This window comes from Sphaerisporangium sp. NPDC005288, assembly GCF_040607475.1.
Taxonomy (GTDB): domain Bacteria; phylum Actinomycetota; class Actinomycetes; order Streptosporangiales; family Streptosporangiaceae; genus Sphaerisporangium; species Sphaerisporangium rhizosphaerae.
Genome location: NZ_JBEXGT010000004.1, coordinates 285,331 through 309,793, shown reverse-complemented (window position 1 = coordinate 309,793; position 24,463 = coordinate 285,331). Strand labels below are relative to the sequence as shown.

General features: G+C 68.4%; 22 protein-coding genes. 15 read left to right on the top strand and 7 right to left on the bottom strand.

All coding sequences use genetic code 11. The features are described 5' to 3' along the window. The first annotated feature begins 4 nt into the window (after positions 1–4). The 8 genes from ABZU32_RS06455 to ABZU32_RS06420 all read left to right on the top strand — a co-directional run bounded on the left by ABZU32_RS06455 (position 5) and on the right by ABZU32_RS06420 (position 9,593). The gene (locus ABZU32_RS06455) at positions 5–1,198 is read left to right on the top strand and encodes a DegT/DnrJ/EryC1/StrS family aminotransferase (RefSeq protein ID WP_354917976.1); all 1,194 of its coding nucleotides are present in this window, start codon (positions 5–7) and stop codon (positions 1,196–1,198) included. After that, a complete protein-coding gene (locus ABZU32_RS06450; protein WP_354917973.1) occupies positions 1,195–3,021 on the top strand; it encodes a cellulase family glycosylhydrolase in 1,827 nt (608 codons plus the stop codon). The genes ABZU32_RS06455 and ABZU32_RS06450 overlap by 4 nt, the downstream gene beginning before the upstream one ends. Positions 3,022–3,059: 38 nt before the next feature. Then, a complete protein-coding gene (locus tag ABZU32_RS06445) occupies positions 3,060–4,049 on the top strand; it encodes an alcohol dehydrogenase catalytic domain-containing protein (RefSeq protein WP_354917970.1) in 990 nt (329 codons plus the stop codon). A 111-nt stretch (positions 4,050–4,160) separates the two neighbouring features. Further along, complete coding sequence (locus ABZU32_RS06440) at positions 4,161–5,090, top strand: ABC transporter ATP-binding protein (RefSeq protein ID WP_354917967.1); 930 nt, start codon at positions 4,161–4,163, stop codon at positions 5,088–5,090. A gap of 8 nt (positions 5,091–5,098) precedes the next feature. Next, positions 5,099–5,872, top strand: coding sequence for an ABC transporter permease (locus tag ABZU32_RS06435; RefSeq protein WP_354917964.1), 774 nt, complete (start codon positions 5,099–5,101; stop codon positions 5,870–5,872). 13 nt (positions 5,873–5,885) lie between these two features. Beyond that, positions 5,886–6,692 carry an ABC transporter permease gene (locus ABZU32_RS06430; protein ID WP_354917961.1) on the top strand — a complete coding sequence of 269 codons (807 nt, stop codon included), beginning with the start codon at positions 5,886–5,888 and terminating at the stop codon, positions 6,690–6,692. A 43-nt stretch (positions 6,693–6,735) separates the two neighbouring features. Further along, on the top strand, positions 6,736–8,211 hold the full coding sequence (locus tag ABZU32_RS06425; RefSeq protein ID WP_354917958.1) for an amidase family protein: 1,476 nt from the start codon (positions 6,736–6,738) through the stop codon (positions 8,209–8,211). Positions 8,212–8,252: 41 nt separating this feature from the next. Then, a complete protein-coding gene (locus tag ABZU32_RS06420) occupies positions 8,253–9,593 on the top strand; it encodes a hypothetical protein (protein ID WP_354917954.1) in 1,341 nt (446 codons plus the stop codon). A 170-nt stretch (positions 9,594–9,763) separates the two neighbouring features. Here the strand turns inward: ABZU32_RS06420 and ABZU32_RS06415 are convergent, their stop codons facing one another. Continuing rightward, positions 9,764–11,176, bottom strand: a complete 1,413-nt coding sequence (locus tag ABZU32_RS06415; RefSeq protein ID WP_354917951.1) for an aldehyde dehydrogenase family protein — start codon at positions 11,174–11,176, stop codon at positions 9,764–9,766. Positions 11,177–11,425: 249 nt separating this feature from the next. Here ABZU32_RS06415 and ABZU32_RS06410 point away from each other — a divergent pair, with 249 nt between their 5' ends. From ABZU32_RS06410 to ABZU32_RS06390, 5 genes are all read left to right on the top strand, one after another. Further along, positions 11,426–12,358, top strand: a complete 933-nt coding sequence (locus tag ABZU32_RS06410) for a 3-oxoacyl-[acyl-carrier-protein] synthase III C-terminal domain-containing protein (RefSeq protein WP_354917948.1) — start codon at positions 11,426–11,428, stop codon at positions 12,356–12,358. A gap of 16 nt (positions 12,359–12,374) precedes the next feature. Beyond that, positions 12,375–13,787: a peptide ligase PGM1-related protein gene (locus tag ABZU32_RS06405; protein ID WP_354917945.1), complete on the top strand. Its 1,413-nt coding sequence runs from the start codon at positions 12,375–12,377 to the stop codon at positions 13,785–13,787. Positions 13,788–13,799: 12 nt separating this feature from the next. Continuing rightward, positions 13,800–14,093, top strand: coding sequence for an acyl carrier protein (locus ABZU32_RS06400; protein ID WP_354917942.1), 294 nt, complete (start codon positions 13,800–13,802; stop codon positions 14,091–14,093). Next, positions 14,086–14,994 carry a hypothetical protein gene (locus ABZU32_RS06395; protein ID WP_354917939.1) on the top strand — a complete coding sequence of 303 codons (909 nt, stop codon included), beginning with the start codon at positions 14,086–14,088 and terminating at the stop codon, positions 14,992–14,994. The genes ABZU32_RS06400 and ABZU32_RS06395 overlap by 8 nt, the downstream gene beginning before the upstream one ends. Before the next feature lie 110 nt (positions 14,995–15,104). Continuing rightward, positions 15,105–15,701, top strand: coding sequence for a 4'-phosphopantetheinyl transferase superfamily protein (locus ABZU32_RS06390; protein WP_354917936.1), 597 nt, complete (start codon positions 15,105–15,107; stop codon positions 15,699–15,701). A gap of 7 nt (positions 15,702–15,708) precedes the next feature. Here the strand turns inward: ABZU32_RS06390 and ABZU32_RS06385 are convergent, their stop codons facing one another. Together ABZU32_RS06385 and ABZU32_RS06380 are read right to left on the bottom strand one after the other, a co-directional pair. Continuing rightward, positions 15,709–16,995 carry a type III PLP-dependent enzyme gene (locus tag ABZU32_RS06385; protein ID WP_354918024.1) on the bottom strand — a complete coding sequence of 429 codons (1,287 nt, stop codon included), beginning with the start codon at positions 16,993–16,995 and terminating at the stop codon, positions 15,709–15,711. Then, positions 16,988–17,272 carry a phosphopantetheine-binding protein gene (locus ABZU32_RS06380; protein WP_354917933.1) on the bottom strand — a complete coding sequence of 95 codons (285 nt, stop codon included), beginning with the start codon at positions 17,270–17,272 and terminating at the stop codon, positions 16,988–16,990. The genes ABZU32_RS06385 and ABZU32_RS06380 overlap by 8 nt, the downstream gene beginning before the upstream one ends. 173 nt (positions 17,273–17,445) lie before the next feature. Between ABZU32_RS06380 and ABZU32_RS06375 the strand changes: the two genes are divergently transcribed. After that, on the top strand, positions 17,446–18,306 hold the full coding sequence (locus ABZU32_RS06375) for an SAM-dependent methyltransferase (protein WP_354917930.1): 861 nt from the start codon (positions 17,446–17,448) through the stop codon (positions 18,304–18,306). On the opposite strand, the gene ABZU32_RS06370 is transcribed toward ABZU32_RS06375, so the two are convergent. From ABZU32_RS06370 to ABZU32_RS06360, 3 genes are read right to left on the bottom strand one after another with little or no spacing between them, the layout of a single operon-like run. Continuing rightward, the gene (locus ABZU32_RS06370; RefSeq protein WP_354917927.1) at positions 18,276–18,971 is read right to left on the bottom strand and encodes a cyclase family protein; all 696 of its coding nucleotides are present in this window, start codon (positions 18,969–18,971) and stop codon (positions 18,276–18,278) included. The genes ABZU32_RS06375 and ABZU32_RS06370 overlap by 31 nt on opposite strands. Before the next feature lie 21 nt (positions 18,972–18,992). Next, positions 18,993–20,198, bottom strand: coding sequence for an argininosuccinate synthase domain-containing protein (locus tag ABZU32_RS06365; protein WP_354917924.1), 1,206 nt, complete (start codon positions 20,196–20,198; stop codon positions 18,993–18,995). Continuing rightward, the gene (locus ABZU32_RS06360; protein ID WP_354917921.1) at positions 20,198–21,118 is read right to left on the bottom strand and encodes a TauD/TfdA family dioxygenase; all 921 of its coding nucleotides are present in this window, start codon (positions 21,116–21,118) and stop codon (positions 20,198–20,200) included. Before ABZU32_RS06360 ends, ABZU32_RS06365 begins: the two co-directional genes overlap by 1 nt. A gap of 400 nt (positions 21,119–21,518) precedes the next feature. On the opposite strand from ABZU32_RS06360, the gene ABZU32_RS06355 reads away from it, so the two are divergent. After that, positions 21,519–22,352, top strand: coding sequence for a phytanoyl-CoA dioxygenase family protein (locus ABZU32_RS06355; RefSeq protein ID WP_354917918.1), 834 nt, complete (start codon positions 21,519–21,521; stop codon positions 22,350–22,352). 543 nt (positions 22,353–22,895) lie between these two features. Here the strand turns inward: ABZU32_RS06355 and ABZU32_RS06350 are convergent. Then, positions 22,896–24,272: a condensation domain-containing protein gene (locus ABZU32_RS06350; RefSeq protein WP_354917915.1), complete on the bottom strand. Its 1,377-nt coding sequence runs from the start codon at positions 24,270–24,272 to the stop codon at positions 22,896–22,898. Between the last annotated feature and the right edge of the window lie 191 nt (positions 24,273–24,463).

Below are 24,463 nucleotides of genomic sequence, written 5' to 3'. Positions count from 1 at the left end.
TTCTGTGACGCTCGCCGGGAAACATGCCGCACGCAGCGTGTCGTTGGCCGACAACACCATCGGCGCCGAGGAGGTCGCGGCGGTGACGGACGTGCTCACCTCGCGCTGGCTGACTGCGGGCCCGGTCAGCCAGGCCTTCGAGACGGAGTTCGCCTCGGCACTGGGCGTGTCCCACGCGGTGTCCGTCAGCAGCGGAACGGCCGCGCTGCACCTTGCCGTGCTCGCCCTCGGACTGCGTCCCGGCGACGAAGTGATCATGCCGTCGCTGACATTCGTGGCGTCCGCCGCGGTGGTGGCCCTGCAAGGCGGGGTCCCGGTCTTCGCCGACGTCGTGTCGGCCGCCGAACCCACCGTGTCCCCTGAGGAGGTCCGTGCCCTGATCACACCGCGCACCCGTGCGGTGGTGGCGATGCACTACGGAGGATACCCGGCCCGGCTGGAAGAGCTGCGGGACATCGCCAGGGCCAACGGCCTTGCGCTGATCGAGGACGCGGCGCACTCCCCGGTGGTCCGCGGGGCCGGTAGGGCCCTGGGGACCGTGGGGGACATCGGCTGCTACAGCTTTCACGCGACCAAGAACATGACCACGGGTGAGGGCGGAATGGTGGTGGCGCGGGACCCTGCTGTGCTCGACCGGATCCGTGCGATGCGCTCGCACGGCATCACCCGGACATCGTGGGACCGTGCCGTCAGCGGCGGATCCGACTACGACATCGTCGACCTCGGCCTCAACTACCGCCCGACCGAGGTGGGATCCGCCATCGGCAGAGTGCAGCTCGGCCGGCTCGCGGCCGACCGGGAGTGTCGCCGCGCGCTGACCCGGGCCTACCACGAGCTGCTCGCCCGGCACCTACCGGACGCAGTCGTCCCGTGGGCGGGCCGAACGGAGGACTCCGCGTACCACCTCATGGCCATGGTTCTTCCGGAGCAGGTGAATCGAGCGGGCGTGCAGGCCGCGCTGCGGGCGGACGGCGTGCAGACGTCCGTCCACTACCGGCCCGTGCACTCCTTCACCCGCTTCCGTGCCGCCGACCGGCCCTGCGACGTCGCGCGGCGTCCGCTGCCCGTGACCGAGCAGATGGCCGACCGGTTACTGACCCTGCCCCTGCACAGCCGTATGACCACGGATGACGTGGCCTACGTCGTGGACCGGCTCTCCGCGGCGCTCGGCCGCCTGGGCGACGGAGTACGGCCGTGAGTGCGTTCACCGTCGCCGACGGACGCATCCTCCGTGACGGTGAGCCGTTCACACCCCTGGGTGTCACCTACCAGGCGCCTGCCGCGGGGTGCCGGATATGGACCGACTGGCGGCCGACCGACTTGCGCGAAGACTTCCGACGCATCTCCGATGCCGGTTTCAACACGGTCAGACTCTTCCTGTACTGGCGAGACGTACAGCCCTGCGCCGACGAGATCAGCTCCGCGGTGATCGACCGGCTGCGCGAGGCAGTGGGCGCCGCGGAGGAGGTCCAACTTACCTGTGTCATCTCGCTGTTCACCATCTGGATGAACGGGCAGCTGCTGGATCTGCCCTGGCGGCAGGGCCGTGACATCTGGCGGGATCCGGAATTGCTCGGTGCGGAGGAACTGCTGGCCCGCCAGGTCGCCGGTGCGCTGGGCGGGTACGGAAACGTCCTCGCCTTCGACCTCGGCGACGAATTGTGGAACATCGATCCGGACGCTGCGCGGCGACTCACCCACAAAGAGGTCGCGGCCTGGCAGGACCGGCTCACCGAGGTGCTGCGGGAAGAGGCCCCGGGCGTGCTGGTCATGCAGGCCAACGACGCCTCGGCGGTCTTCGCCCCCGGGCCGTTCGGTCCGGACAACAGCGCCGGCCTTGACGTCGTCGGCACCCACGGGTTCCCCTCGTGGGCACCCGGGTCGATCGAGTCCACGCTGTCGTTCAAGGCGACACATCTCGTTCCCTTCCTGGTCAAGGCGTCCGCTGCGCACGGCGTGCCGCTGGTGGACGAACTGGCCAGTTACGGAACAGACGAGACGACAGGCGCCGCGTACCTGCGCGCCACGGTCGCATCGGCGCTCGGCAACGGTGCGTCAGGGGTCCTGGTGTGGTGCTGGCAGGACATCACCTCAGGGCATGCGCCGTACCGGGAGCGCCCCATGGAACGGCTGACGGGACTGCACCGGGCCGACGGGAAACCGAAGCCTGCCCTGCATGCCGTACGGAAGGCGCTCGCCGCAGCCCTCGGTCCGGCAGTCCCGCCCCCTCCCGCACCGACGGCGGTGTACCTGCCGGAGCACGTGCGGGGCACCGGCAGCAGCTACCTCGACGCCCCCGGCTCCACGGTGGCGACGTTCTATGCATATCTGCTGCTGAAGCGCGCCCACTTCGACTTCGACCTGGTGGCGGGCGGGACGGCGGGACGGCGCCTGGTGATCTGCCCGTCGCCTACGCGTCTGACCCTGGGCGACATCGAACGTCTGGCACACGCCGCACAGGCGGGAGCAACCGTGTTCCTGTCGCTGGGCGACCACCTCCACGGCTTTGCCGGCCCTGATCTGGTGGGCGCCGAGATCGTGGACTTCGACCGGTGCGCGGACGGTAAGTCGGCCCTTCTGTGGGAGGACGCACGGTGGCCGCTGTCCTGGGAGACGGTCCGGACGGTGCCCACCACTCTGCGCACTCTGGACGCCGAGGTGCTCGCCCGCTATCCGGACGGATCCCCTGCCCTGGTCACGAAAGCACTCGGCAAAGGACGCGTGGTGTTCACCAACGCGCCGTTCGAGGCTCAGATCGACGGATACGGAAGGCTGACGGCGGCCGACTGGCCGGAGCTGTACCGGCGGCTGGCCCGGCTCGCCGGTGTCGGCCCGGCCGTGGAGTGCCCCGATCCGGACGTCGAGATCCTGTCCCGCCCCGGGGAGCGTGCGCTGGTGATCAATCACGCCGCCCGACCTGCGCAGGTGGAACTGGTGCGCGGTACGGCACGCCGCAGTGTGCACGTGGCTGAAAAGGATTGGGTGATCGTGGATTTCGGGTGTCAGGACGGTCTCGTATGAAGGGCGTCGTCTTCCGCCGGCCCGGTGCGGTCCAGGTCATGGACGTGGCGGAGCCACTGGTGCGCCATCCGCGGGACGTGGTGGTGCGTGTCACCCGGTCGGCCATCTGCGGTACGGACCTTCATCCGTACCGCGGCGAACTGCCGGGGTTCGCGGAGGGCACGGTGATGGGGCACGAGTTCGCCGGCGTCGTCCACGAGGTCGGCGACGAGGCGCCGTTCCGTGCCGGGGAGCGCGTGTTCGCCTCTGACGTGGTTGCGTGCGGCAGGTGCGTCAGGTGCCGACGGGGGTGGCACTACCAGTGTCCGGAGGTGGGACTGTTCGGTTACGACACCGTGGTCGGCGCCTCGCTCCCGGGCGGCCAGGCGGAGTTCGTGCGGGTCCCGTTCGCCGACGTCGTGCTGGAGCGCACGCCCGACGACGTCTCCGACGAGCAGGCGGTCTTCGTCGGAGACGTACTCAGCACGGCCTATGCCGCGGTATCGGACGCGGCAGTCACGCCCGGCGACACCGTCGCCGTCGTCGGAGCCGGCCCCGTCGGGCTGTTGGCCGCCGTCTGTGCCTCGGTGGCCGGTGCGGCACGGGTCGTCCTCGCCGATCCGGTCCCGGAGCGGCGCGAGCGGGCCGCTGACCACGGCTTCGAAGCGGTGGAGCCCGGCGCGCTCTCTGCCGTGCTGCACACCGGCGCCGCGGACGGGGCCGAGCGGGTCATCGAGGCGGTGGGCAGCGACGCGGCGCTCGTCTGCGCCCTGCACGCGGCGGCCGTACACGGCACCGTGGTTGCGGTGGGCGTCCACCACTCAGCGGCCACGCCCTTTCCGGCCGGGCTGTCGTTCGCGCGGGAACTGACGCTGCGCTTCTGCGTGGGGGATCCGATCCGCCTGCGCGACCGGGTACTCGCCCTGATCAGGGCCGGCCGGGTGGATCCCGCGACGGTGGTCTCACATCGCCTCTCGCTCGACGAAGCCCCGCTCGCCTACCGCGCGTTCGACCGTCAGGAGATTTTCAAGGCCATACTGATTCACTGACGGGGCGAACACCTGGACCTGAATTTTCGAATCTAGTAGCCTCGCGAGCAGCGCATCTCTGCGCAGGCTCCGCGTATTGAGGCCGATTTTTCGTTGTCCCCTGGAGGTTGCGTGTCCCATCAACCGGTCGTCTTCGCCGAGGAACTGACCAAAGAATTCGGTGACACCACGGCCGTCGACTCGATCACGTTCGGCATCGAGCGGGGAGAGGTATTCGGTATTCTCGGCCCGAACGGTGCGGGCAAGTCGACGACAATGCGTATGATAAGCACCGTCTCTCCGGTCACCAGTGGCACGCTGCGAATTCTGGAAATGGACCCGCAGGCGCACGGGCCGGACATCAGGGCCCGGATGGGAATCATTCCCCAGGACAACCTTCTGGACCAGCACCTGAACGTCCGTGAAAATCTGACCACCTATGCACGCTACTTCGGCATGAGCCGGTCCCGGGCGCGTGAACGCGCCGCGGAGCTGCTGGACTTCGTACAGCTCCGCGAGCGGGCGGACAGCGAGGTCCAACCGCTGTCCGGCGGCATGAAGAGGCGTCTGGCGATCGCCCGCGCCCTCGTCAACGACCCGGAGCTTGTCATTCTCGACGAGCCGACGACCGGACTCGACCCACAGGCCCGGCATCTGCTATGGGAGCGTCTGTTCCAGCTCAAGCAACGGGGCACGACGCTGATCCTGGCCACGCACTACATGGACGAGGCCGAACAGCTCTGCGACCGACTGATCATCATGGACCACGGCCGCATCGTCGGCGCCGGCTCCCCGCGCACGCTCATCTCCTCCCTCGTCCCGCCCGAGGTCGTGGAACTGCGTTTCGACGCCCCGTCGCTGAACGACTACGCAGGAAAACTCACCGAAATCGGTGACCGTGTGGAACAACTTCCGGACCGGATCCTGGTTTTCGGGGACAACGGGGACGCAGTGGTCGCTGAGATATACCGCCGCGGACTGCCCCCGAGCAGTGTTCTGGTACGCAGATCGACGCTGGAGGATGTGTTTCTCCTCAAAACCGGCCGTCGGCTCGTGGATTGAGATGCCTCATGGAATTCCTTGTGTCGCATCCTACGATCACGGTACTCGAACGGCATCTGCTGCTCTACCGGCGGCTGTGGCGTGCCTCGGCATTCTCACTTTTCGTCGTGCCTGCCCTGTTCCTGCTCAGCATGGGCTTCGGGGTCGGCTCCTTCGTGCCCAGGATCGGCAACACCGACTACGCGATGTGGATCGTGCCCGGGCTGCTCGCACTACTCGCTTTCCAGACCGCGGTCAACGAATCCACCATGGGGATCTACACGGACTTCGAGTGGATCGGCGCATTCCACGTGATGCGTCACACGCGCGTGCGGATCACCGACATGATCGTGGGCTGGCTGCTGTACGTCCTGGTCGTCGTTGAACTCGCCACCGTCGCCTTCCTGGTGGTGTCCTGGGCGTTCGGCGTCCCTCAGCCGGCCCTGGTCGTGCTCGTCGCCCCCCTCGTGTGTGCCCTGCTCGCCGTGAGCGTCGCGGCGCCCACGACCGCGTTCGCCGCCACGGTCCGCGACGAGGGCCACTTCCACCTGCTGAACCAGTTCGGCGTCATGCCGACGATCATGGTTTCGGGTGTGTTCTTCCCGGTCGGACAGCTTCCGGCACCGGTGCGGCCCCTGGCCTGGATCTCACCGCTGTGGCACGCCACTGAGATCAACCGGGCCGCCGCTCTGGACAGTTTCACCGCCGGGCCGCTGACCCTGCACGTCGCAGTCCTGCTGGCCTGGGCCGTTCTCGGTCTCGTCTGGGCCCGCACGGCCTTCCAACGCCGTCTGGCCAGCTGAGGGGAGACAGCACATGGCAGCAACCACCACAGCACCGGGCCGGCACGTCGCGGGACGCGTCCTGTCCGTCCTGGAACGCAACGTCCGCGCCACCCGCTTCGGCCCGTCCTACTGGGTGATGGTCGTGGCCGGACTCTTCGAGCCGCTCTTCTACCTGTTCACCATCGGAGCCGGGATCGGGGCGCTGATTAACCGGAGCGTTTCCTACGCGGGGCTCAGCGTCACCTATCCCGAGTACGTGGCGCCGGGCACGCTCGCCGTGTCCACCGTGTCGGGTGTCTTCGGCGTGTCGGTCTACAGCTTCTACAACAAGCTCCGGCACGCCCGTGTCTTCGAGGTCATCCTCACCAGCCCCGTAGGGTCCTTCGAGGTGATCCTGGGCGAGCTGATCTGGGCCGTCGCCCGCAGTGGTCTGTTCGGCGCACTGTTCCTGGGCGTCATGGCCGCACTGGACCTGGCCGCACCGCTCCGCCTCGTGCTGGCCTTCCCCGCGGTCCTCCTCGTCGGCACCGCCTTCGGTGCCGTGGGCATGGCGATCACCACATACGTACGGGGATGGCAGGACTTCGATGTGGTCACCATGGTGCAGACCGGTCTGATGCTGTTCTCCGGCACCTTCTTCCCCGTCACGCAGTACCCGGCTGTCGTGACGGCTCTGGTAGAGGCATTGCCCCTGTACCACGCCATCGAGCTGCTCCGCGGACTGGCGCTCGGCGGGAGCGGACTCGCCCTGTGCGGGCACGTGGGATACCTGGTCGTGATGCTCCTCGCCGGGTTGTCCGTCACCCGCCGGCGTATGGACCGACACCTGCGGGCCTAGAAATGCCGGCACCCAGTTGAACGCGAGAAGGGCAGAGAAGAAGATGACCGCATCCGACGACGAAGTGTGCTGGTGGCCAGCCCGACAGGTGGCTGAAGCCATCGCCGCCCGCCGGCTCTCCGCTCGGGAATACCTCGCCGCGCAGCTGGACCGCGTCGAGCGACTCAACCCGCTGCTCAACGCGGTGGTGACGATCGACGAACGCGCCGCGGCGCAGGCCGCGGACGCGGACGCGGCAGTGATGCGGGGACAACCTCTGGGGCCGTTCCACGGAGTCGCCATGACGGTCAAGGACTGCATGGCCACCGCGGGCCTGCGCACGACCGGTGGGCTCCCGGGACTTGCTTCCCATGTGCCTCGTGAGGACGCCTCGGCGATCGCCGCACTCCGGGATGCCGGGGTGGTCGTCTTCGGCAAGACGAACGTCCCGGCAGGCTCGGGCGATCTCCAGACGTACAACGAACTCTTCGGCGTCACACGCAATCCATGGGATCTCGGCCGCAGTCCCAGCGGTTCGTCCGGCGGTGCGGCGGCGGCGGTCGCCGCGGGACTGTCTCCCCTGGAGATCGGCTCCGACGTGGCCGGCTCGATCCGGTTGCCCGCGGCCATGTGCGGAGTGTTCGGCCACAAGCCGAGCCACGGCCTGGTGCCGACCCACGGCCACGTCCCCCCTGCCCCGTACAAGCCGGGCAACGTGGACATGAACGTCGTGGGGCCGATTGCCCGCACTGTGGACGACCTGGGCGCGGCCCTCGACGTGATCGCGGGTCCGCATCCGTGGGACCGGAGGGCCTGGCAGGTGTCGCTGCCGCCCGCCCGGCCGCTGCGCCGGGTCGCCACCTGGTTCGACGATTCGTACTGCCCTGTGGACGCCGCCGTACGGCGGGCACTGGAGGACGCGGCGCAGCGGCTGAGCGCCGACGGAGTGGCCGTCGAGGACGCCAGGCCGCCGGGTATCCGTCTGGAGGCCAGCGACCTCGTGTTCCGGCGCCTGCTCGCCGGTGTCGCGGTCCACTCGTACTCGGCGCAGGACGTGGCAGCCATGGCCCACGGCGAGCACCCGCCCGGCGAGGAGCTGGGCGGCCGGTTCGCCGGCCAGAGCTACCGGGACTGGGCGGAGGCCGATGACCGCCGTACCCGGATGCGAGCGCGCTGGCACCAGTTCTTCACCGAGTGCGACGCCATCCTCCTGCCGGTGGCGCCGAACACATCCATCCCGCACGACCACCGGCCCTTCGCGGAGCGCCGGATCGTCGTCGACGGAACGGAAAGGCCGTACTGGGACCAGATCGTCTGGGCGGGACTCACCGGTGTGAGCTACCTGCCTTCCACTGTGGTGCCTGTCGGCCTGGACCCCGGGGGAACGCCCATCGGCCTGGCGGTCGCGGGCCCCTATCTGGAGGACCTGACGACGCTTGCGGTGGCCCGACGACTGGCCGGGCTCCTGCCACCGGCCGCGCCCGCACCGCTCACCCGCACGAAGGACGCGGCCGCGTCTGCTGCCGCACTCACGAACTGAGCCCTGCGGGGCCGTCTCACCGACATGAGGACAGACCCGACGTGTCCGAAAGCATCGATCTCATCGTCCCGAACATCGCCGAGTTCAACCTTCGTCATCCGTCCCAGCGTTTCGCCCCGGCCGTCGAGAAGGCCTTCTCCGACTGGGGCACGGGCCTGGCCGACCAATGTGTGTTCTGGAGCGCCCGACGCCGCGTCCTGGTGCTGCCGCACGGCGTCGACCGGCTCTGGCTGGAAGACGTACACGTGGCCCTGGGCCAGGCTGTTCCGCCCGTCGTCGCACCGCGACCGCGCAGCGGGCTGCTCCTTCAGGACCTGCTGGGCGACGGACGTTCTCTGGCGGCCCTGCGCGGTGCAGTGGAGGGCCACGAGCGGGTCAGACTGATCGTCTGGGGCGCCACCCCGGGGGTGTACGCGCTCGCCGCCGCGGTACGGAGCTGGGGCTGCGAGGTAGAGCTGGAAGGGACAGACGAACCCCACTACTGGGCCAGTCTGTACCTGGACTCCAAGCAGAGCTGCCAGGACCTGGCGGGATACGTGCCGGCCGTGCGAGTGCCCAAGACCTTCACTGTCACCTGCGACGTGGAGCTGGAGGGAGCTGTACGGCACCTGACGGCCAGCCACGGGCAGGCCATAGCCAAGAGCATGTTCGGCGTGGGCGGCAATGGTTCAGCGGTCGTCGGCGTCGGCCGAAAGGCCCTGGAACGCTTCTGGTCCACGGCGCACCGGGAGCCGTTCCTGCAGACCTATCCGCTGCTGGTGCAGGAGTATGTGGAACGGGCACACGATCGGGGCTGCCCGGCGGTGGATCTCTTCATCGACGACGGCGGAGTCCGGCGGATCGTGCTCAGCAGCATGACAGTCGACGGACATCGGTTCCGCGACGTGGCCGTGGGCACGGAGTCGGTCACACCGGACGACGGCAGCCGGATCCGCTCGGTGGGTCATGCCATGGGCGCGAGCGCGCACGCCCTCGGTTTCCGGGGATGGTTCTGCGTCGACTTCCTCGTCACCTCGGCCGGTGAACTGTACGTCACGGAGATCAACGCCCGCCGGAGCGGCGCCGCACACTCCATCGCCCTGCTGGATCTCCTCGGTTCTCCGGAGGAGTTGGTGGCGCGCTCCTTCGACACCTTTCCCGTCGCGCTGCCCGCACCCGTCTCGTACGCCGACGGGATCCGTCCCCTCTTCCAGCGTCTCTGGGAGGAAGGGATACGTGCCTATCCCACGACGGTGCGCGGCCTGACACGCTCTCGGCCGATGATCGGCCTGGTGACCGTCGGTGCCTCAGAGCACCAGGCGAACGAGATGGCTGCCGGGATCCGGACCGCGCTGAGCAAGCAGGACTCCGGCAGCCGCGGTCTGGTGACGGCCACGGAATGACGGCGTGCCCGGCCGGTGCCACCGGACCGATCAGGACCCGAACCCTCCGGTCCTCGGCGGACCGCCCGGCCCGGCCCCGCGCTCAGGAACGACACGCCTGCGCCGTGCGCAAAGTCATGCGGCGGCGTGTCGCCCAGGCGGCAGGCACCAGGTGATCTGCCCTCGTGCCGTCAGGCAGCCGGCCCCTCGGCGACGTTCAGCACCTTGACACGCGTGTACTCCAGCAGGCCCCAGTACCCGTACTCCAGGCCGACGCCGGACTGCCCGTGGCCGCCGAAGGGCACGTCGTACCGTAGGTCGCCGTGCGTGTTGATCCACACCGTGCCGCATTCAAGTCCGGCCGCCACGGCGCGCGCGGCCTCGACGGACCCCCACACGGAGCCGCCCAGCCCGAAGCGGGTGTCGTTGGCGCGCGCCACCGCCTCCGGCACGCTGTCGTAGGCGATCACCGGGATCACCGGGCCGAACTGCTCCTCCTTCTCCAGAGCCGTGCCGGGCGGCAGGTCCGTGACGATGGTAGGAGTGAAGAAGTAACCGGGGCGCTGAGGTGCCTGCCCGCCGCGGACCACCCGGCCGCCCGCGTGCACGGCTGCGGCGACCAACGCGGACACCTTGGCCCGTTGGTCGCCGCTCACCAGCGGGCCGAGATCCGTCATGGATTCGAGACCGTCTCCCAGGACGACTGAGTCGGCCTCCGCAGCCAGCGCGTCGGCAAGCTGCGCGGCCTGGTCGCGGGGCACGTACACCCGCTTGACGGCCGCGCAGAACTGGCCGCAGTTACGCATGGCCGCGGCGAAGACGGCCGGGGCCACGGCGGACACGTCGGTGCCGGGCAGGATCAGACAGGCGTCGTTCCCGCCGAGTTCGAGAACGACGTGCCGGAGGTCGGAGGAGGCTGCCCGGGCGATCGCCCGGCCCGTGGTGTCGGAGCCCGTGAAGGACACCATCCGGATATCGGGGTGGGTGACCAAGGCCGTCCCCGTGTCGGCCCCGCCGCTGACCGCATTGAGTACGCCGGACGGAAGAACTGATGCGAACATCTCGGCCATGCGCAGCCCGGACAGCGGGGTCAGCGGGGAGGGCTTGAGCACCACGGTGTTGCCGGCCAGCAGCGCCGGCGCGATCTTGACGACCGCGAGGATGATCGGGAAGTTCGACGGCGCGATGGCGGCGACGGGCCCGTGCGGCACCCGCACGGCCGTGATGTGCGCGGTGTCGTCCCGCACGTATTCCTGTGGTTCCAGGGACAGTTCGGCCGTCCGGTGAAACCAGTCGGCGGACAGACCGACCTCGGCACGCGCGTCGCGCAACGGCTTTCCCTGCTCCTGGGTGACGAGTTCGGCCACGTCGTCGAGGTGACCTGCGAGCGCGTCCCCGCACGCCCGCAGCAGGTTCTGGCGCTCGGGCTGCGAGAGTCCGGCCCAGTCGGATGCCGCGTCCGCGGCGGCCGACACCGCGGCGTCGACCTCGGCACCAGAGGCCGACGGAACCTTGGCGAACACCTCGGCCCGCGCCGGGTTCTCGACCTCAGTCCAGTCAGTGGCGGCAACGGGCTTCCCCGCGATGGTCATGTGTCCCAGCACGGTCCGATCCGTCCTCTCGGTCGTTGGGCCCGGCACCGGATGCCGTTGCCGGGCTCAGTATCGGCGCCGACCTGCCCACTCCGGCACGCCTCCTTGCGGCATGCCCAAGCTGTCAGACCCCCCGGCGCGCCCACCCGAGCATTGCCGCCCGCACAGCGAACAGCGAGAGTGACTCGACAGCGCCCGGGCCCGGTTCGCGCCGCCCCGGTAGCGGCACGCGCCGCGCCGTGCGAGCGATGAGGAGTTCTCTTGACGTCGATCGAAGCCGTCTCGGTGCATGTACCGGCGGAGCGTGCGCCGGTCGGTGCCCGCCTGCGTCCGTACGAGACGGACGAGAACCGGCTGCGGCTGTACGAACGCTTCTACGGTTTCTCGGAGGTCAGCCTGGACACCTCCGGCACGCTCACCGGCCTTCTGGTCGCAGCTCTGGAGGGACTCCCCGAACTGGCGTCGCTCCGGACCCGCGTGCGGTATGTGGTGCACGCCAGGAGCATGCCGGTCGCCGCCCCGTACCCCCTCAATCCGCTGCGGGAGGCGTGCGAGTCGGTCGGGCTGGGCGGGGCGGCCACCTTCAGTGTCACCCAGCACGCCTGCGCGTCGCCCCTGCTGGCAGTGGACCTGGCCGGCCGACTGCTCGCGGACGACGGTGATCCCGACGCCCGGGCGGTAGTGCTGACGGGCGACAAGACCTTCACGGAAGCGGCCCGGATCATCCCGGACAGCGCAGTCATGGGCGAGGCTTCGGCAGCCGTCCTGGTGCGAGCCGGCGGCAGCCACGACCGGATGCTGAGCTACGCGACGTGCACCCACGGGCGGTTCAAGGACGGCCCGTGGATGTCCCCCGAGACCAGCGCCGCCTTCCAGGGCGCCTATGCCGGGGCCCTCGCCGACGTCATCTCCGCGGCCGTGCGAGCCGCGGGAATCGGCGTGGACGACATCGCCCTGATTCTCCCGCACAACGTCAACCAGCTGTCGTGGCTTCGTGTCCTGCGGTTGATAGGCGTCACCGCCAAACGTCTCTTCCTGGACAACTTGCCGCGACTCGGCCACTGCTTCGGCTCGGACCCCTTCGTGAACCTGTGTTCCGCACGGCAACAGCACAGGTTGCGCCGGGGCGACCGCTACGTCCTGACCGCGGTCGGCCTGGGTGCCACGTTCTCCGCGATGGTCTTCGAGCACTGACCCAGGAGGGATGCGCGTGCCGGCGCACGAGATCACCCGCCGCCTGCGGCGGATGCTGACGGGTTCGCCCGACACCCCGTGCGTCGCGGTCGGGAACTTCGAGGTCGAAGAACAGTGGGCCAAAGGCGAGCTGGGTCTGCCCAAAGTGCGGGCCGTGCGGAGCAACGCGACGGTGGGCCGTATGGAGGAGTTCACGCTGTTCCTCGCGGACTCCGGCGATGCCGTCGTCCTCAGGGAATCGCCCGACGACGACTACCTTTCCTACCTCGACGAGCTGGGGGTGGGCCTCCCCGACGTCGTGGTCGTCGCACGGTCCGCTGCGGACCGAACCGTGACGGAGGACGCTCTGGACGATCCCGGCATCGTCACCAAAATGGAGCGTTATGCCCGGCGCGGTGCTCACCTGTGGCCGCACGGTGTGTCCGCCTCCGAGGAACGGCTGGCAACTGTCGCCCATCTGCCGTTGGCCGTGTCGGGTGCCGGCGTCAGCAAGGAGGTCAACAGCAAAATCTACAGCCGTCTGGTGGTCGGCCAACTCGGCCTGCGGCAACCCGAAGGGACGGTGTGCCGGAATCTCGACGAGTTCGACGCCGCCGTCCGGACGGCGCGGGAATGGCTGGCGGCCGGTCGCAGTGTCGTACTGAAGGACGCCTTCGGCGTCTCCGGCAAAGGCATCCTCGTCGTGCACGAGGCCGCGCGGCTGGAGCTGGCCAGTCGGATGATCCACCGTCAGGCGGACCGGCATGGTACCGGGCGACTGGCACTGGTGATGGAGGAATGGCTGCCCAAACGCCAGGACCTCAACTACCAGTTCACCGTCGGGCGGGACGGTTCGGTCCGCTTCGACGTGGTGAAGGAGGCGCTCACCAGGGCGGGGGTCCATCAAGGACACCGTATGCCGGCCGAGCTGAGCAGCGCGCACCTGGCCGAGTTGCGCAAGACGGCGAAAGCCGTGGGGCTGCGTCTGGCAGACGACGGCTACACGGGGGTGGCCGGAATCGACGCCATCATCACCGTCGACGATGTGCTCCACCCGGTGATCGAGATCAACGCGCGCAACAACATGTCCACCTACCAGGAGCGGTTGCGGGAGCTGTTCTTCAGCGACGGCGAGGCCGCGGTCGCCCTGCGGCATCCGCTCACCCTGCACAGTCGGATCTCGTTCGGTGACCTCCGCCGCCGGATCGACGATCTCCTCCTGAGTCCCGGCGGCCGGGCCGGGGTCATCGTGCACAACTTCGCGACCGTCAACGCGGAGGCGCCGACGGCCGGTGCCGAACCATCCGGCTTCCCGGGCCGCCTCCACGCCATAGCGGTGGCTGCGACCCCTCAGCAAGCCGATGCCCTGAGCCAGGCCCTACAGGCTCGGCTCGACGAACTCACCGCACCACAGGACCAGGTCACCGGGCGATCAGCCACGGCCGAATAGGAGCAGACATCCATGGAACACATCCCCGCCCCGACGGTGTCCCAGGCAACCACACCGGCCGGCGACGCCCTCACCCACGCCGTGATCCACTCGGTGGCCACCCTGCTCAATCAGGACGCCACCACCATCTCCCCTCAGACCCGGCTCTTCGAGGATCTCGCGCTGGACTCCACCGGAGTTCTGGAACTTCTCATGCAGCTGGAGAACGACCTCGGAGCGGAGTTCGACCCCGAGACCCTGGAACCGGCCGACTTCGAGAACGTCGAATCGCTCGTGGCCTACGTCGCGAAGCAGGGCGATGCCTGAGGTGATCCACTCGTTCACGCCGCCGGCTCCGCCGACGGCGCCGGGTGACCAGGTCCCGTTCCCGCTCGGGCTGGCGCGGATCGAGCACGCGGTCTTCCACCACGAGGGCGAATTCAGCGACGGCGAGCGGACCTATTTCACCGATCTGATGGCGTCGTACGCCATGGGCCCTAACGATATGGCGCTCGCCGGCGGACGCACCTCCTTCACGGACATGGTGACGGCCGTCCTCCCACGCCTCGGCCTGTACGCCTCCGGCTTCGACCTGGCCGTGCTCTGCGGCGCGGTTCCGGACGCGCAGCCGGGATTCCCGATGGGTCACCTCAGCGACGCCGTCCCGGACGCAGGCCTGGGTGTCGCGGTGTTCGACCAAGGCGTCATCGCTCCCTTCACGGCGCTGCGCCTGGTGGCGGCGGCTGCCCGGACCTCGGGATGCCGGCGCGCTCTGGTGCTGGTGACGGATCAGTCCTGTCTGCTGCACACCCGGCACGTGCCGGACTGGCTGAGGCCGGAGCAGGACTCGATGGTCGTCCTCGCCCTGGACGAGGGGCCCGGCACGGATGCGGTCTGCGCACCGCAGTCGTCCACGGCCCGCCCCCAGGACGTCGCCACGCTTCTGGAACAGCACCGGGCGCTTGTCGGCACTGCCGCGACGACCACCGTGGTCGGACACGGTCTTGCCCGCTGTCTGCCGGATCCGTCATCCACACCCGACACGGTCGTGACCCGGCCCGGGGCGCCGTGCACCGGGCTGTGGTCCGTCCTCGCCGGCAGACTCGACGAATGGCGGGAGCAGGGGAGGAACGTGCTGCTGGCCGACTACGACGAGACCCAGCAGCGGTTGAGCACCTGCGCACTGCGGCTCCGGCCGTCCCGCGAAGCGGCCGGCCGCACGGCGTGAACAGTGCCCAGCCGCTGCCGATCCGGGCTGTGCGAGCAGTCCCCGACGGCGCTGCGGCGGCCGTGTGGAGTCTGAGGATTCCTCGGACAGAGCAGGCAGCGGGTCACCTCATGCAGTACCTGGCCCCCCAGGAAGGCGCCTTCCTCGACCTCCTGACGGACAGCGGCAGACGTTGCGAGTTCGTCGCCGTGCGCGCCATGACGCGGATCACCCTCAGCCGGTACCTGGGCATACCGCCGGCTGCCATTCCGCTGCGCCGCGGCCCCTGGGGGAAACCAGAGGTCGCGGTCCCGGGAAACACCGTCGGGTTCAACGTCTCGCACCACGGCGGTCTGGCGCTGCTGGCCGTGGCCGCCCGGACGCAGGTCGGAATCGACGTCGAAGGCCACCGTCCGCGCAGGAACGTTGAGCGGATCGCCGCGCGCTATTTCGCCGCCGACGAGAACATGCGGCTCGGCTCGCTGCCGCCGGCCGAGCGAGAGGCTGCTTTTCTCCGGTTGTGGACGCGGAAGGAGGCGGTCGTCAAGGCTGCCGGCGGTCGGCTCGCGCAGGGGCTGCACCTTCCTGTCAGCGGTGACGCGCCGGTCCTGGTGCACGATCCCGCGGAGACCCTGCCGGGTACGTGGCGGTTGCACGACCTGGAGGTCCCCGCCGGGTACGTCGCGACGCTCGCGGTGCCCTCGTCCGGCACCGCGGCGGCGTCGTGACGTCCTGCTACTCCGCGGCCGTCGCCTGCACTTCGGTGAACAGACGTTGACGGCACATGATGTCTTCCGGCGTGTCCCGCTCCCGTACCAGGTAGGGGCGCCCCTCGTGTACCAGGACCTCGGCGGGGTAGCCGTGGCTCAAGAAGAGACCCGGCGATGCGGTCGGCCCGTACGCGCCCGACCGCAGGACGCCGATCAGGTCTCCCGGGGAGACGGGCGGCAACGGGACGTTCTTGCCGAGGAGGTCACTGGGCGTGCACAGCGGTCCCGCCACTTGCCAGGTCTGCGGCTCGACCGCGTCGGCCCGGCCCAGCAGACGCATGGGAAAGTTCCGCTTGACGAACGAGCCGGTACCCACCGCTGCCATGTGATGGTGGGTGCCGCCGTCCGTGACGGCGAAGCGTTCTCCCCGTGAGGTCTTGACGTCGACGACCCGTACGACGTACACGCCGCTCGGCGCGGTGAGATAACGCCCCAGCTCCATGACCAGCCGGGTGTCCGGATGAGCCGCACGGAAGTCGCCGAGCGGCGGAGCGATCCGGTCGGCAACCAACTGCGGATCCAGGTCCCGCTCGCCGTCGAAGTAGGCAACACCCAGGCCGCCCCCGATGTCGACCGTCTCCAACGGGAACTCCAGCCTGTCCGAGAGGCGCTGTGCGAGATTCAGGATCCGCCGTGTGTTCTCCGCGACGACCTCCTCGTCGAGGATCCGCGTCCCCATGTAGACGTGGACGCCCATCAGTCGTATGCCCGGGTGCCTGCGGGCGGGCGCGACCGCGGCGAGCAGGTCCTCCTCGTCGATGCCGAACTGGCGCGGCCGTCCGCCCATCGTCAGGCGGGAACCCTTGACCGCGAACGCGGGATTGACCCGTACCATCACGGGCACAACGCGGTTGCGGGCCCGCGCAAGTTCGTCGATCACCGCGATCTCGCCGAAGGACTCGCACACCACGGCGTGGACGGGCGTATCGAGGGCGGCTTTGAGTTCGGCACGGGACTTGCCCGGACCGACGAAGACGATGTCCTCTCCCGCGAAGCCCGCCCGTCGCGCCGTCATAAGCTCCGCCAGCGAGCTCACCTCGGCCCGCGCCCCGAGCGTGCGCAGCACCGAGGCAACGGAGACATTGGGGTTGGCCTTGAGCGAGTAGAAGATCTCCAGGTCCGCGGGGAGAACGGATCTCAGTTCGCCGAACCGCCCGGCCAGGACGGAGGCGTCGTACACATACAGCGGCGTCCCGAATTCCTCGGCCAGTCTCGCGTAGCCGACGCCCTGCACCGCGATTGGGTCAATCACGGCCAAGGCTCCCCGTCGTCTCCAGGATGATCGAGGCGACGCCGGCCGGCGTCGCCTCGTCGAACATGGCCAGCAGAAGCCGAGCGGCAAGTTCCGGCTCCTCGCCCTGCGGGCGGGGGGCGTAGCGGGCGCAGAGGCGGTTGATCAGTTCCACGGCCCGGAGCGAGTCTCCGCCGAGCAGGAAGAAGTCCGCTTCCGGCTCGAGCGGTGGCTGGAGGAGGATGTCCCCCATTTCCTTCGCCACGCTGTCCGTGACCTCCGCTGCTGTCTCTCGCATTGCTTGTCCATCCCCAGTCGTCGTGCCAGCCGCGTCACGCTCCACGGCTCGCCAGTGTTTCGGGTCCGTCCTGCGGCCGGAGCCCCAAGACGCGCGCACCACGGGCCTGTCCCATCGGCCATGGCCATGTTCGCCGTTCCATATGCGCCGTTCGGCTCGCTACAGTCCGGCCCATGAAGGAGACTCCCGTTGTCCCGCCCGGTGGCATCACGGGCGTGGCGAGTACGGCACTGTGGACCGCTGCGGCCCGCGCGCGTGAGACCCGGCGTCCCGACCGGCTTTTCGCCGACCCGTTCGCCGACCGGCTGGCGGGGCCCGAAGGCGTCCTTCTCCTCGACCACTTCCACACCTCACGGGCGGCTCCGGAGGGCAACCCCTTCCTGCCGATCCGCACCCGGTGGTTCGATGCCTTCCTGCGGTCCTGCGTCGGCCCCGGTGACCAGGTCGTGGCCGTGGGATCCGGTCTCGACACGCGTGCCTACCGCATGGACTGGCCCGAGGACGTCGTACTGTTCGAACTGGATCAGGAGCCGCTTCTGTCGTACAAGCGAGACCGGTTGCGGCAGACCCCGGCGCGTGCGCGGTGCTCGCACCGGCCGGTGCCCGCAGACCTCACGGGCCGCTGGGAACACGCGTTGCTCGGGGCCGGGTTCGACCCGGTGCGACGCACCGTCTGGTTCGCCGAGGGCCTGCTCTTCTACCTGCCCGAGGAAGCCGCCCGTGACCTCCTGGAACGCCTCCTCGCCGTGTCGGGCCCTGGCAGCCGGCTGGCGGCGGATCTCATCGGCACCGGGGTATTCCGGCTGCCCTACACCCGCCCTTTCCTGCGGCGCCTGGCCGAGGCAGGGTGTCCGTGGCTGTTCGGTACGGACGACCCGGCGGGGTTCGTCACCTCATGCGGCTGGCAGGTCGACGAGTTGACCGAGCCCGGGCGACCGGGTGCCCAATTCGGGCGCTGGCCCCAGGGGGCGTCTCCTGGCAACATCTCTCTGCTGCCCCGCAGTTATCTGTTGTCCGCGTCCACGAGCGCATAGGCCCGCACCGGGAAGGTACCCATCCCGGACACGGCCACGGGGGCCGCGTGGAACCTGAACCCCTGTGCGGGAAGGCGATCGAGCCCCGTCATGTGTTCCACGACGGGAATGCCGGCGGCGAGCAGCGCAGTGTGGGCCGGACGAGTCGCGTCCGCCATGTCGTCGATGTTCACGGAGTCGATGCCCACCACGGACGGTTGGCGCTCAGCGAGCCACCGCACCCCCTCTCCGCTGAGGAAGGGATGGCCGGGCGCACCGTAGCTCTCTGTGCCCCAGTGGACATCCCAACCGGTGCGGATAAGCACGGCACGTCCGGTCACTTCGAGCCCGGCCAACTGCTCCAGCCCGACGCCCGGTTCCTTCTCACCTGTCACGTCCAGGCACAGACCCGGGACGTCGACGAGTCGAGACACGTCCAGCTCCGCCAAGTCCTGCCCCTGGGAGAAGCGGTGGAAGGGGGCGTCGAGATAGGTACCGGTGTTGGCGACCATGGTGATCCGCCCGATATGGAACTCGGTGCCGGGCGCGTATTTCTCGTGAGAGTCCTCACGGGTCATGTGATCGCATATCTCTGGACCCGGCAGGCCCGGGTAGGTGACCATGCCGTGCCGGACCACATGGCTCAGATCGATGTAATGCCGCTTGGCGGCGTCGCGCTCACTCATGCCGGTGTGCCCTTCGTGTCATTAACGACGGCTGGATGTGCCCAGTGTGGAGAGACTGAGCCAGGGGGCGTAGGAATACTGGTGCATCCAGTCGTGGAATTCTTGCCCCAGCCTGCTGTAGTAGCGCCCGTTTGAGGTCTCCAACCGCACGACAGTCACAGTCCCCCGGTGCAGTCTCAGGCAGATCGTGCCGGTCACGGGTCCGTCGAGATCGGCCAGGCAACGGGCGAGGGACTGCCCGAGGTGACCGAACCAGCCGCCGCCCACGACCGTGTTGGTCCACTCCGTGGCCAGCTGGGCACGTACGGTGTGTTCCCGCGTGTTGAAGATCGCGTTGGAAAGCGCACGGTGGGCGGCCGTGATGACCGCCGCGGCCGGCGACTCCCGCACCTCGTGGTTCTTGACGCCGAACGCAGTGTCCTCCAGTCCCACGAATCGGCCGATCCCATGGTTGCCGGCCAAGGAGTTGAGCGTGCTGACCAGGTCCGCCATGCTTCGCTCCGCCCCGTTCATGGCAAAGGGAAGGCCGTTTCGGAAAGCGAGTTCGATGTCTTCCGCCGCGGCAGGAGTGTCAGCCAGGGGCCGGGTCAATACGAACACCGAATCGTCGAGTGGGTTCTCGGGGCTCTCCAGCGTGCCGCACTCGATGACCCGGGACCAGGGATTTGTGTCGATGCTGTGGATGCCGGTCGAAAAGGAGACACCCGCGCCCGCCAGCGCGGCCAGCTTCTCGTCCCGAGGGACATCGGAGCCCAGGAACGGGGCCGCCACATCGATGTCCGGGGCCAGGGCGGCGACGGACGCACTGATTCTGAGTGCGCTGTTCTGCATGTACGTCGCTGTATGCCCGACCGCGTCGCAGCCCAGCCGCCGGGCCACGGCCACGGCAACGCGCGCCATGAGCGGCCGGGTCAGTGTGGATCCGACGGGAAACTGCCCCTGGTAGAAGGCGTCCGCGTGAATGGCGGCCGGCAGGAAGTCGGCGAAGAACTCGTGGGTCGCGTCCACTTCCATGAACTCCGCGCCCAGCGCTGTCGCATGAGGGGCGGCATGGCCGATCTCCTCCTTTCCCTCGCCGATCCGCACGTTCAGCGCCGTCACTTTCAGCTCCGCACTGCCGAGCCGGTGCAGCAGGTAGGACCCGTCCACTCCACCCGAGTAGAGCAGCAGCAGGTGGCGCGGCGGGTGCTCGGTCAACTCCGCGAAGGAGGTGAGGAACCGTCCCATCACCCACCCACCCGGGCTGCCACGCCGGCGTCGCTGAGCCGCTCCGCCGTCATGACACTCAGCGGAGCGCAGATCCGGGAACCGGCCTGCCGCGAGCCCCGCGAGCGGCGCAGGTCGACGACGGTGAAGCAGCGGCGAAGCCACCGATCCCGGCCGTCGAAGCGGGCGGTGAAGCCATCGCGCCCGTGCACCGCCACGCGGTTGTCGATCACCAGCAGGTCACCGGGTTCAAGCACTCCGCCGACCACCACCTCGGGCAGTTCCCTGCTCAGTTCGGCCAGGGCCCGGTCGGCTGCCGGTGTCAGCCCTTCCATCGCATGGCAGTCGGCCACCAGGTCCGGGTCCTGCTCCGGTCCGCTCAGGGCGGCCAGCGGAGCCGAGTACCGAACCCTCCCCCCGGTGGCGAAGGAGCTGGCGAAGCGGATACGGAACACCGGCTCGCGCAGCGTCTGCACACATGCGGCGGAGAGCCGGGGCAGCACCCGCCGTGCCGAGCCGACGACGGTACGGCCCCTGCGTTCGTCATCGGTGCGCAGACACAGCAGGGTCACGAAGTCCGGCTTGAAGGGATGAAAGCCGTCCTCGGTGTGGAGTTCCATGAACTTGGTTCCGCTGTTCTCCTGCCGGTTCTCAGCTCCAGGGACGGGTACGACGTCCTGGAGCAACCGCCCTTCCTTCTCGTCGGCGAAGGCGATCACGTCACCGAGTCTCGACGACACCATGAGTTGCGCGACGGATGCGATCGGCACGTCGGCCCAGTCCACCGTGTTCCCGTTCAACGGAGTGGGCCCGATGTCCGGGTCAATCGGCAGGCCACGGACAAGAATTGCCCCGTACTGGTTCCCCTCCAGCCGGAAATCGACCAGCGCACGAAGGAGGCGGGCCGGCAGAGCACATCCGGTCACTTCGATCTCTGCCATGACATGCAGGGTGTCCAGCGAACGGCCGGCGAGGCCGGAGGCGGACCGAGCACATTTCTGACGAGTTTCCCCGGTCTCGTCCTCGGTGAGTACGAAAGCAGCACCTGCCAGAGAACCGCCGTCTGACTCCGCTATGCCCATCATCATTTTCCGGTCCATGAATGTCGGCAAGCCGTTGGCTCGCGGTAAATTCCGAATATTCTGAGACTGCGCAGTGGCACCTGATCAGATCCGAGAGCGCTTTCCCGGCCATAATTCCAAGCGGTGGCGGCGCATCGAAGCCCCGGACGAGCGCCCCGACAGGCTAGCCGCATGACTATGCCACCATTGGGGGAGGATTTTTCTCCGCCGACGGCCAAGACTTCGAGAGGTCCAGAACCGCGACGAAGGGTGCACGCCTTTGAGCGAGTCGAGCGCAACCGGGATCAGGCCTCTCAGCCGCGAGCAGATCGACGCCTATCATCAGAAGGGTTTCCTCTTGCTGCCCCCCGCCTTCCTGCCCCCCGCGTCCCTTGCCACGGTGCTCGACGCGGTGCCGGAGATCCTTGCGCAGGAAGGCGAACACCGGATTCTCGAACGTGACGAGACGACGGTCCGGTCGGTGTACGGCCCGCACCGTTCGCACCCCTCGGTGGACAGCTTCAGCAGGCTCCCCGCTCTGCTGGGCGCCGTGACCCAGCTGCTCGGTGACCGTGTCTACATCCATCAGTCAAAGGTGAATGTCAAGGCCGCCTTCGCGGGAGACCGCTGGGAGTGGCATCAGGATTACGTGAACTGGCTGGACCTGGACGGAATACGATCTCCCAACCTGGTGAATGTCGCCGTATTCCTGGATGAGGTCACTGAGTTCAACGGCCCCCTCACCTTCATCCCCAGATCACACCACAACGGCCTGCTGGCCGGCACCGACAGCACGACGATGCCGGTTGGATACGAAGGCGACGCCCGGTGGGTCGCCACACTCACCGCGACAGAGAAGTTCCAGATCGATCGTGCCGAACTCAGGCGGCTGGCGGGGGAGAACGGCATGGTGGCGCCGAAGGGCCCGGCCGGCTCGATCCTGCTCTTCCACTCGAACGTCCTGCACGCCTCGATGCCGAACCTCTCCCCGTTCCCCCGCAAACTTTTGATCATCGCCTACAACACCGTGAGCAATCCGCCCACCAACACGGCCAACCCGCGTCCGGAATTTCTGGCGTCCCACGAGACGAGTCCCCTCGAACCGGCTCGCTGAGACCGGACTCATTGCCGTGGGACGAGACAGCGGACACGGGAACCTTCGTGATCACACGGCTTCGACACCTGAATGATCACGGATCCGTGTCCGCTCCGTTATCCACCCCAACCCCAACACCAGGGACTTAAGTGGGGTTGGGGTTGACCTGCTGGTCTGAGCGTTGAGGGTCCCTGTTCGGGTGGTGATCGCCGGGGGGCCCGTTCAGCTCAGGCGACACCAACCCGGCCACGACCTCCGTCCCGTCGAACCGCCCCCGGACTGAGCGATGACCTGCACCAACGATACCGAGGGAGGGTCGGCCAACCATCCCGGCCATGGAACCGCGCCCGCCCGCAGCGACATGCGGGCTAACGCCATGCCCGAAAGTCCTGCCCCAGCTCAGAAATCCAGTCACGAAAGCTAAAACTACCCAAATAGCCGATCAGGGCTCACGGAGACAGAAACACCTAAAGTCCCTGGTGTTGACCCCAACCCGCCCCGGCCTCAGGCACGTTGGGCGATCCCGGGAACTTGCGCAAGCCCTGCTCCGTCGGCGGGCCGTCACGCAAGATCGAGTCTGTTCGATGGAGCCTGAAGCGGTACAGGATCGCAACTGGCTGAGCCTGAGCGCTGTCGCCGGGCCGCCAGTGCCGTCGCCAGATCAGCCGGTCCGGCATCGCTTTTCAGCCCTTCCAGAACCAGCCATTCCAGATCGAGCAGGAATTGGCGAGGCGGGAGAAATTTCCGGTCGGCGGAGAGTCTGAGCAGCACCTCGTCGGACACGTCCAAGATATAGAGATAGAATTTCGCTCCGAGCGCGAGGTCAAGACTCCGGTCGGTGACTCTCGTCTGGGACAGAGCTTTCTCGATCGAGTCGAGCGAATGGGGTGGATCGGCCGAAACATCCGTCTCGAAGCCGCTCGCGAGAGCGTTGACCATGCAGCGCCCGGTTGTGGTGATCCCGCGCTCAGTCTTGGCCCGGACATAAAGCGCGGCCACCTTCTGGGGATCGCATTCGCAGTTGGCGTAAGCCTTCATGCTAGCGGCGGCGGCATGGGCCAGGAATATGGAGAAGGGTTCGTCGCGCAGACGGACCCGGAACATTCCAGGGAGGTTGAAGGCCCCGACGAGTTCCCTGGTCTCCGGCCGGAAGCGGGGGGCCACCTGCAACTGCACGCCGACCTCGTTCTCGTCGCGATAGAGCCCCAAGAGCAGTGCCGTCGCCGCCTGCAAGATCATGGCCGACGACATCCGGGTGCGCGATCTGAGCAGGCTCAGCGCCGCTGCCAGAGCCGGCGACGTCATGTCCGCGCAGAGCGGTTCACCGGCTCCGGGGGGGAGATCCTCAAGCCAGGTCCGCGGTAGCTCCCGCAGACTGCGGGTCCAGTGCCGCAGCGCCCTCTCCTCGCGGCGCAACGCACCCGCTGTGGCCTCGTAGGCGGCCCGCTCGAGGGGTTGCTGGGCGCGTGGGGGAAGGGTCCGCCCAGGTTCGAGGAGGGCCGTGAGATCGTCGCTCACGATCTGGAAACTCCACCCGTCGACGGCCATGTGGCTCGCGGCCAAGACCACGGTCAAGGGGGTTCCGTCTTGATCGGTTACTACCGCCGCCCGAACCGGAAGCTGGCCGGTCATGTCGAAGGGCTGAGCTTCGAAGGCGCGCTTGATCCGGTCGACGACCGTGTCGGCCTCGCCCGGCCGGATGGTGTGGACGGCGATGCGCAATTCACCGGATCGCACCACTTCCTGGACGGGGAGCCCGTCCTCCTCGAAGAAGTGGGTGCGAAGCGCGTCATGTCGTTCCACGAGGGCGCGGATCGCGTCCAGAACCTCGCTCAGGCCGCAGTTCGCAGGCGCCTCGCAGGTCCCAACAAGGTTCAGCGTGTCGCTCATCGGCGGACGCGTCTGCAGCCAGTTCCAGAACATCGTCTGCGCCCGCATCAGGGGACCACGTCGGCCATATGGCCCATGGAACCTCACACAGACGTGACTACATTCGCTCATGAAGCCTCCTCGATTTCGCGACCGGATTGTTGTGGACGCATGACCCCCCTGGCCAAGTTCGGGACCAGGTCGGTTGATGTTCGAGGACGGAGTCTTCTCCGGCCTTCGCGATTGCTCCCTGGATCCTT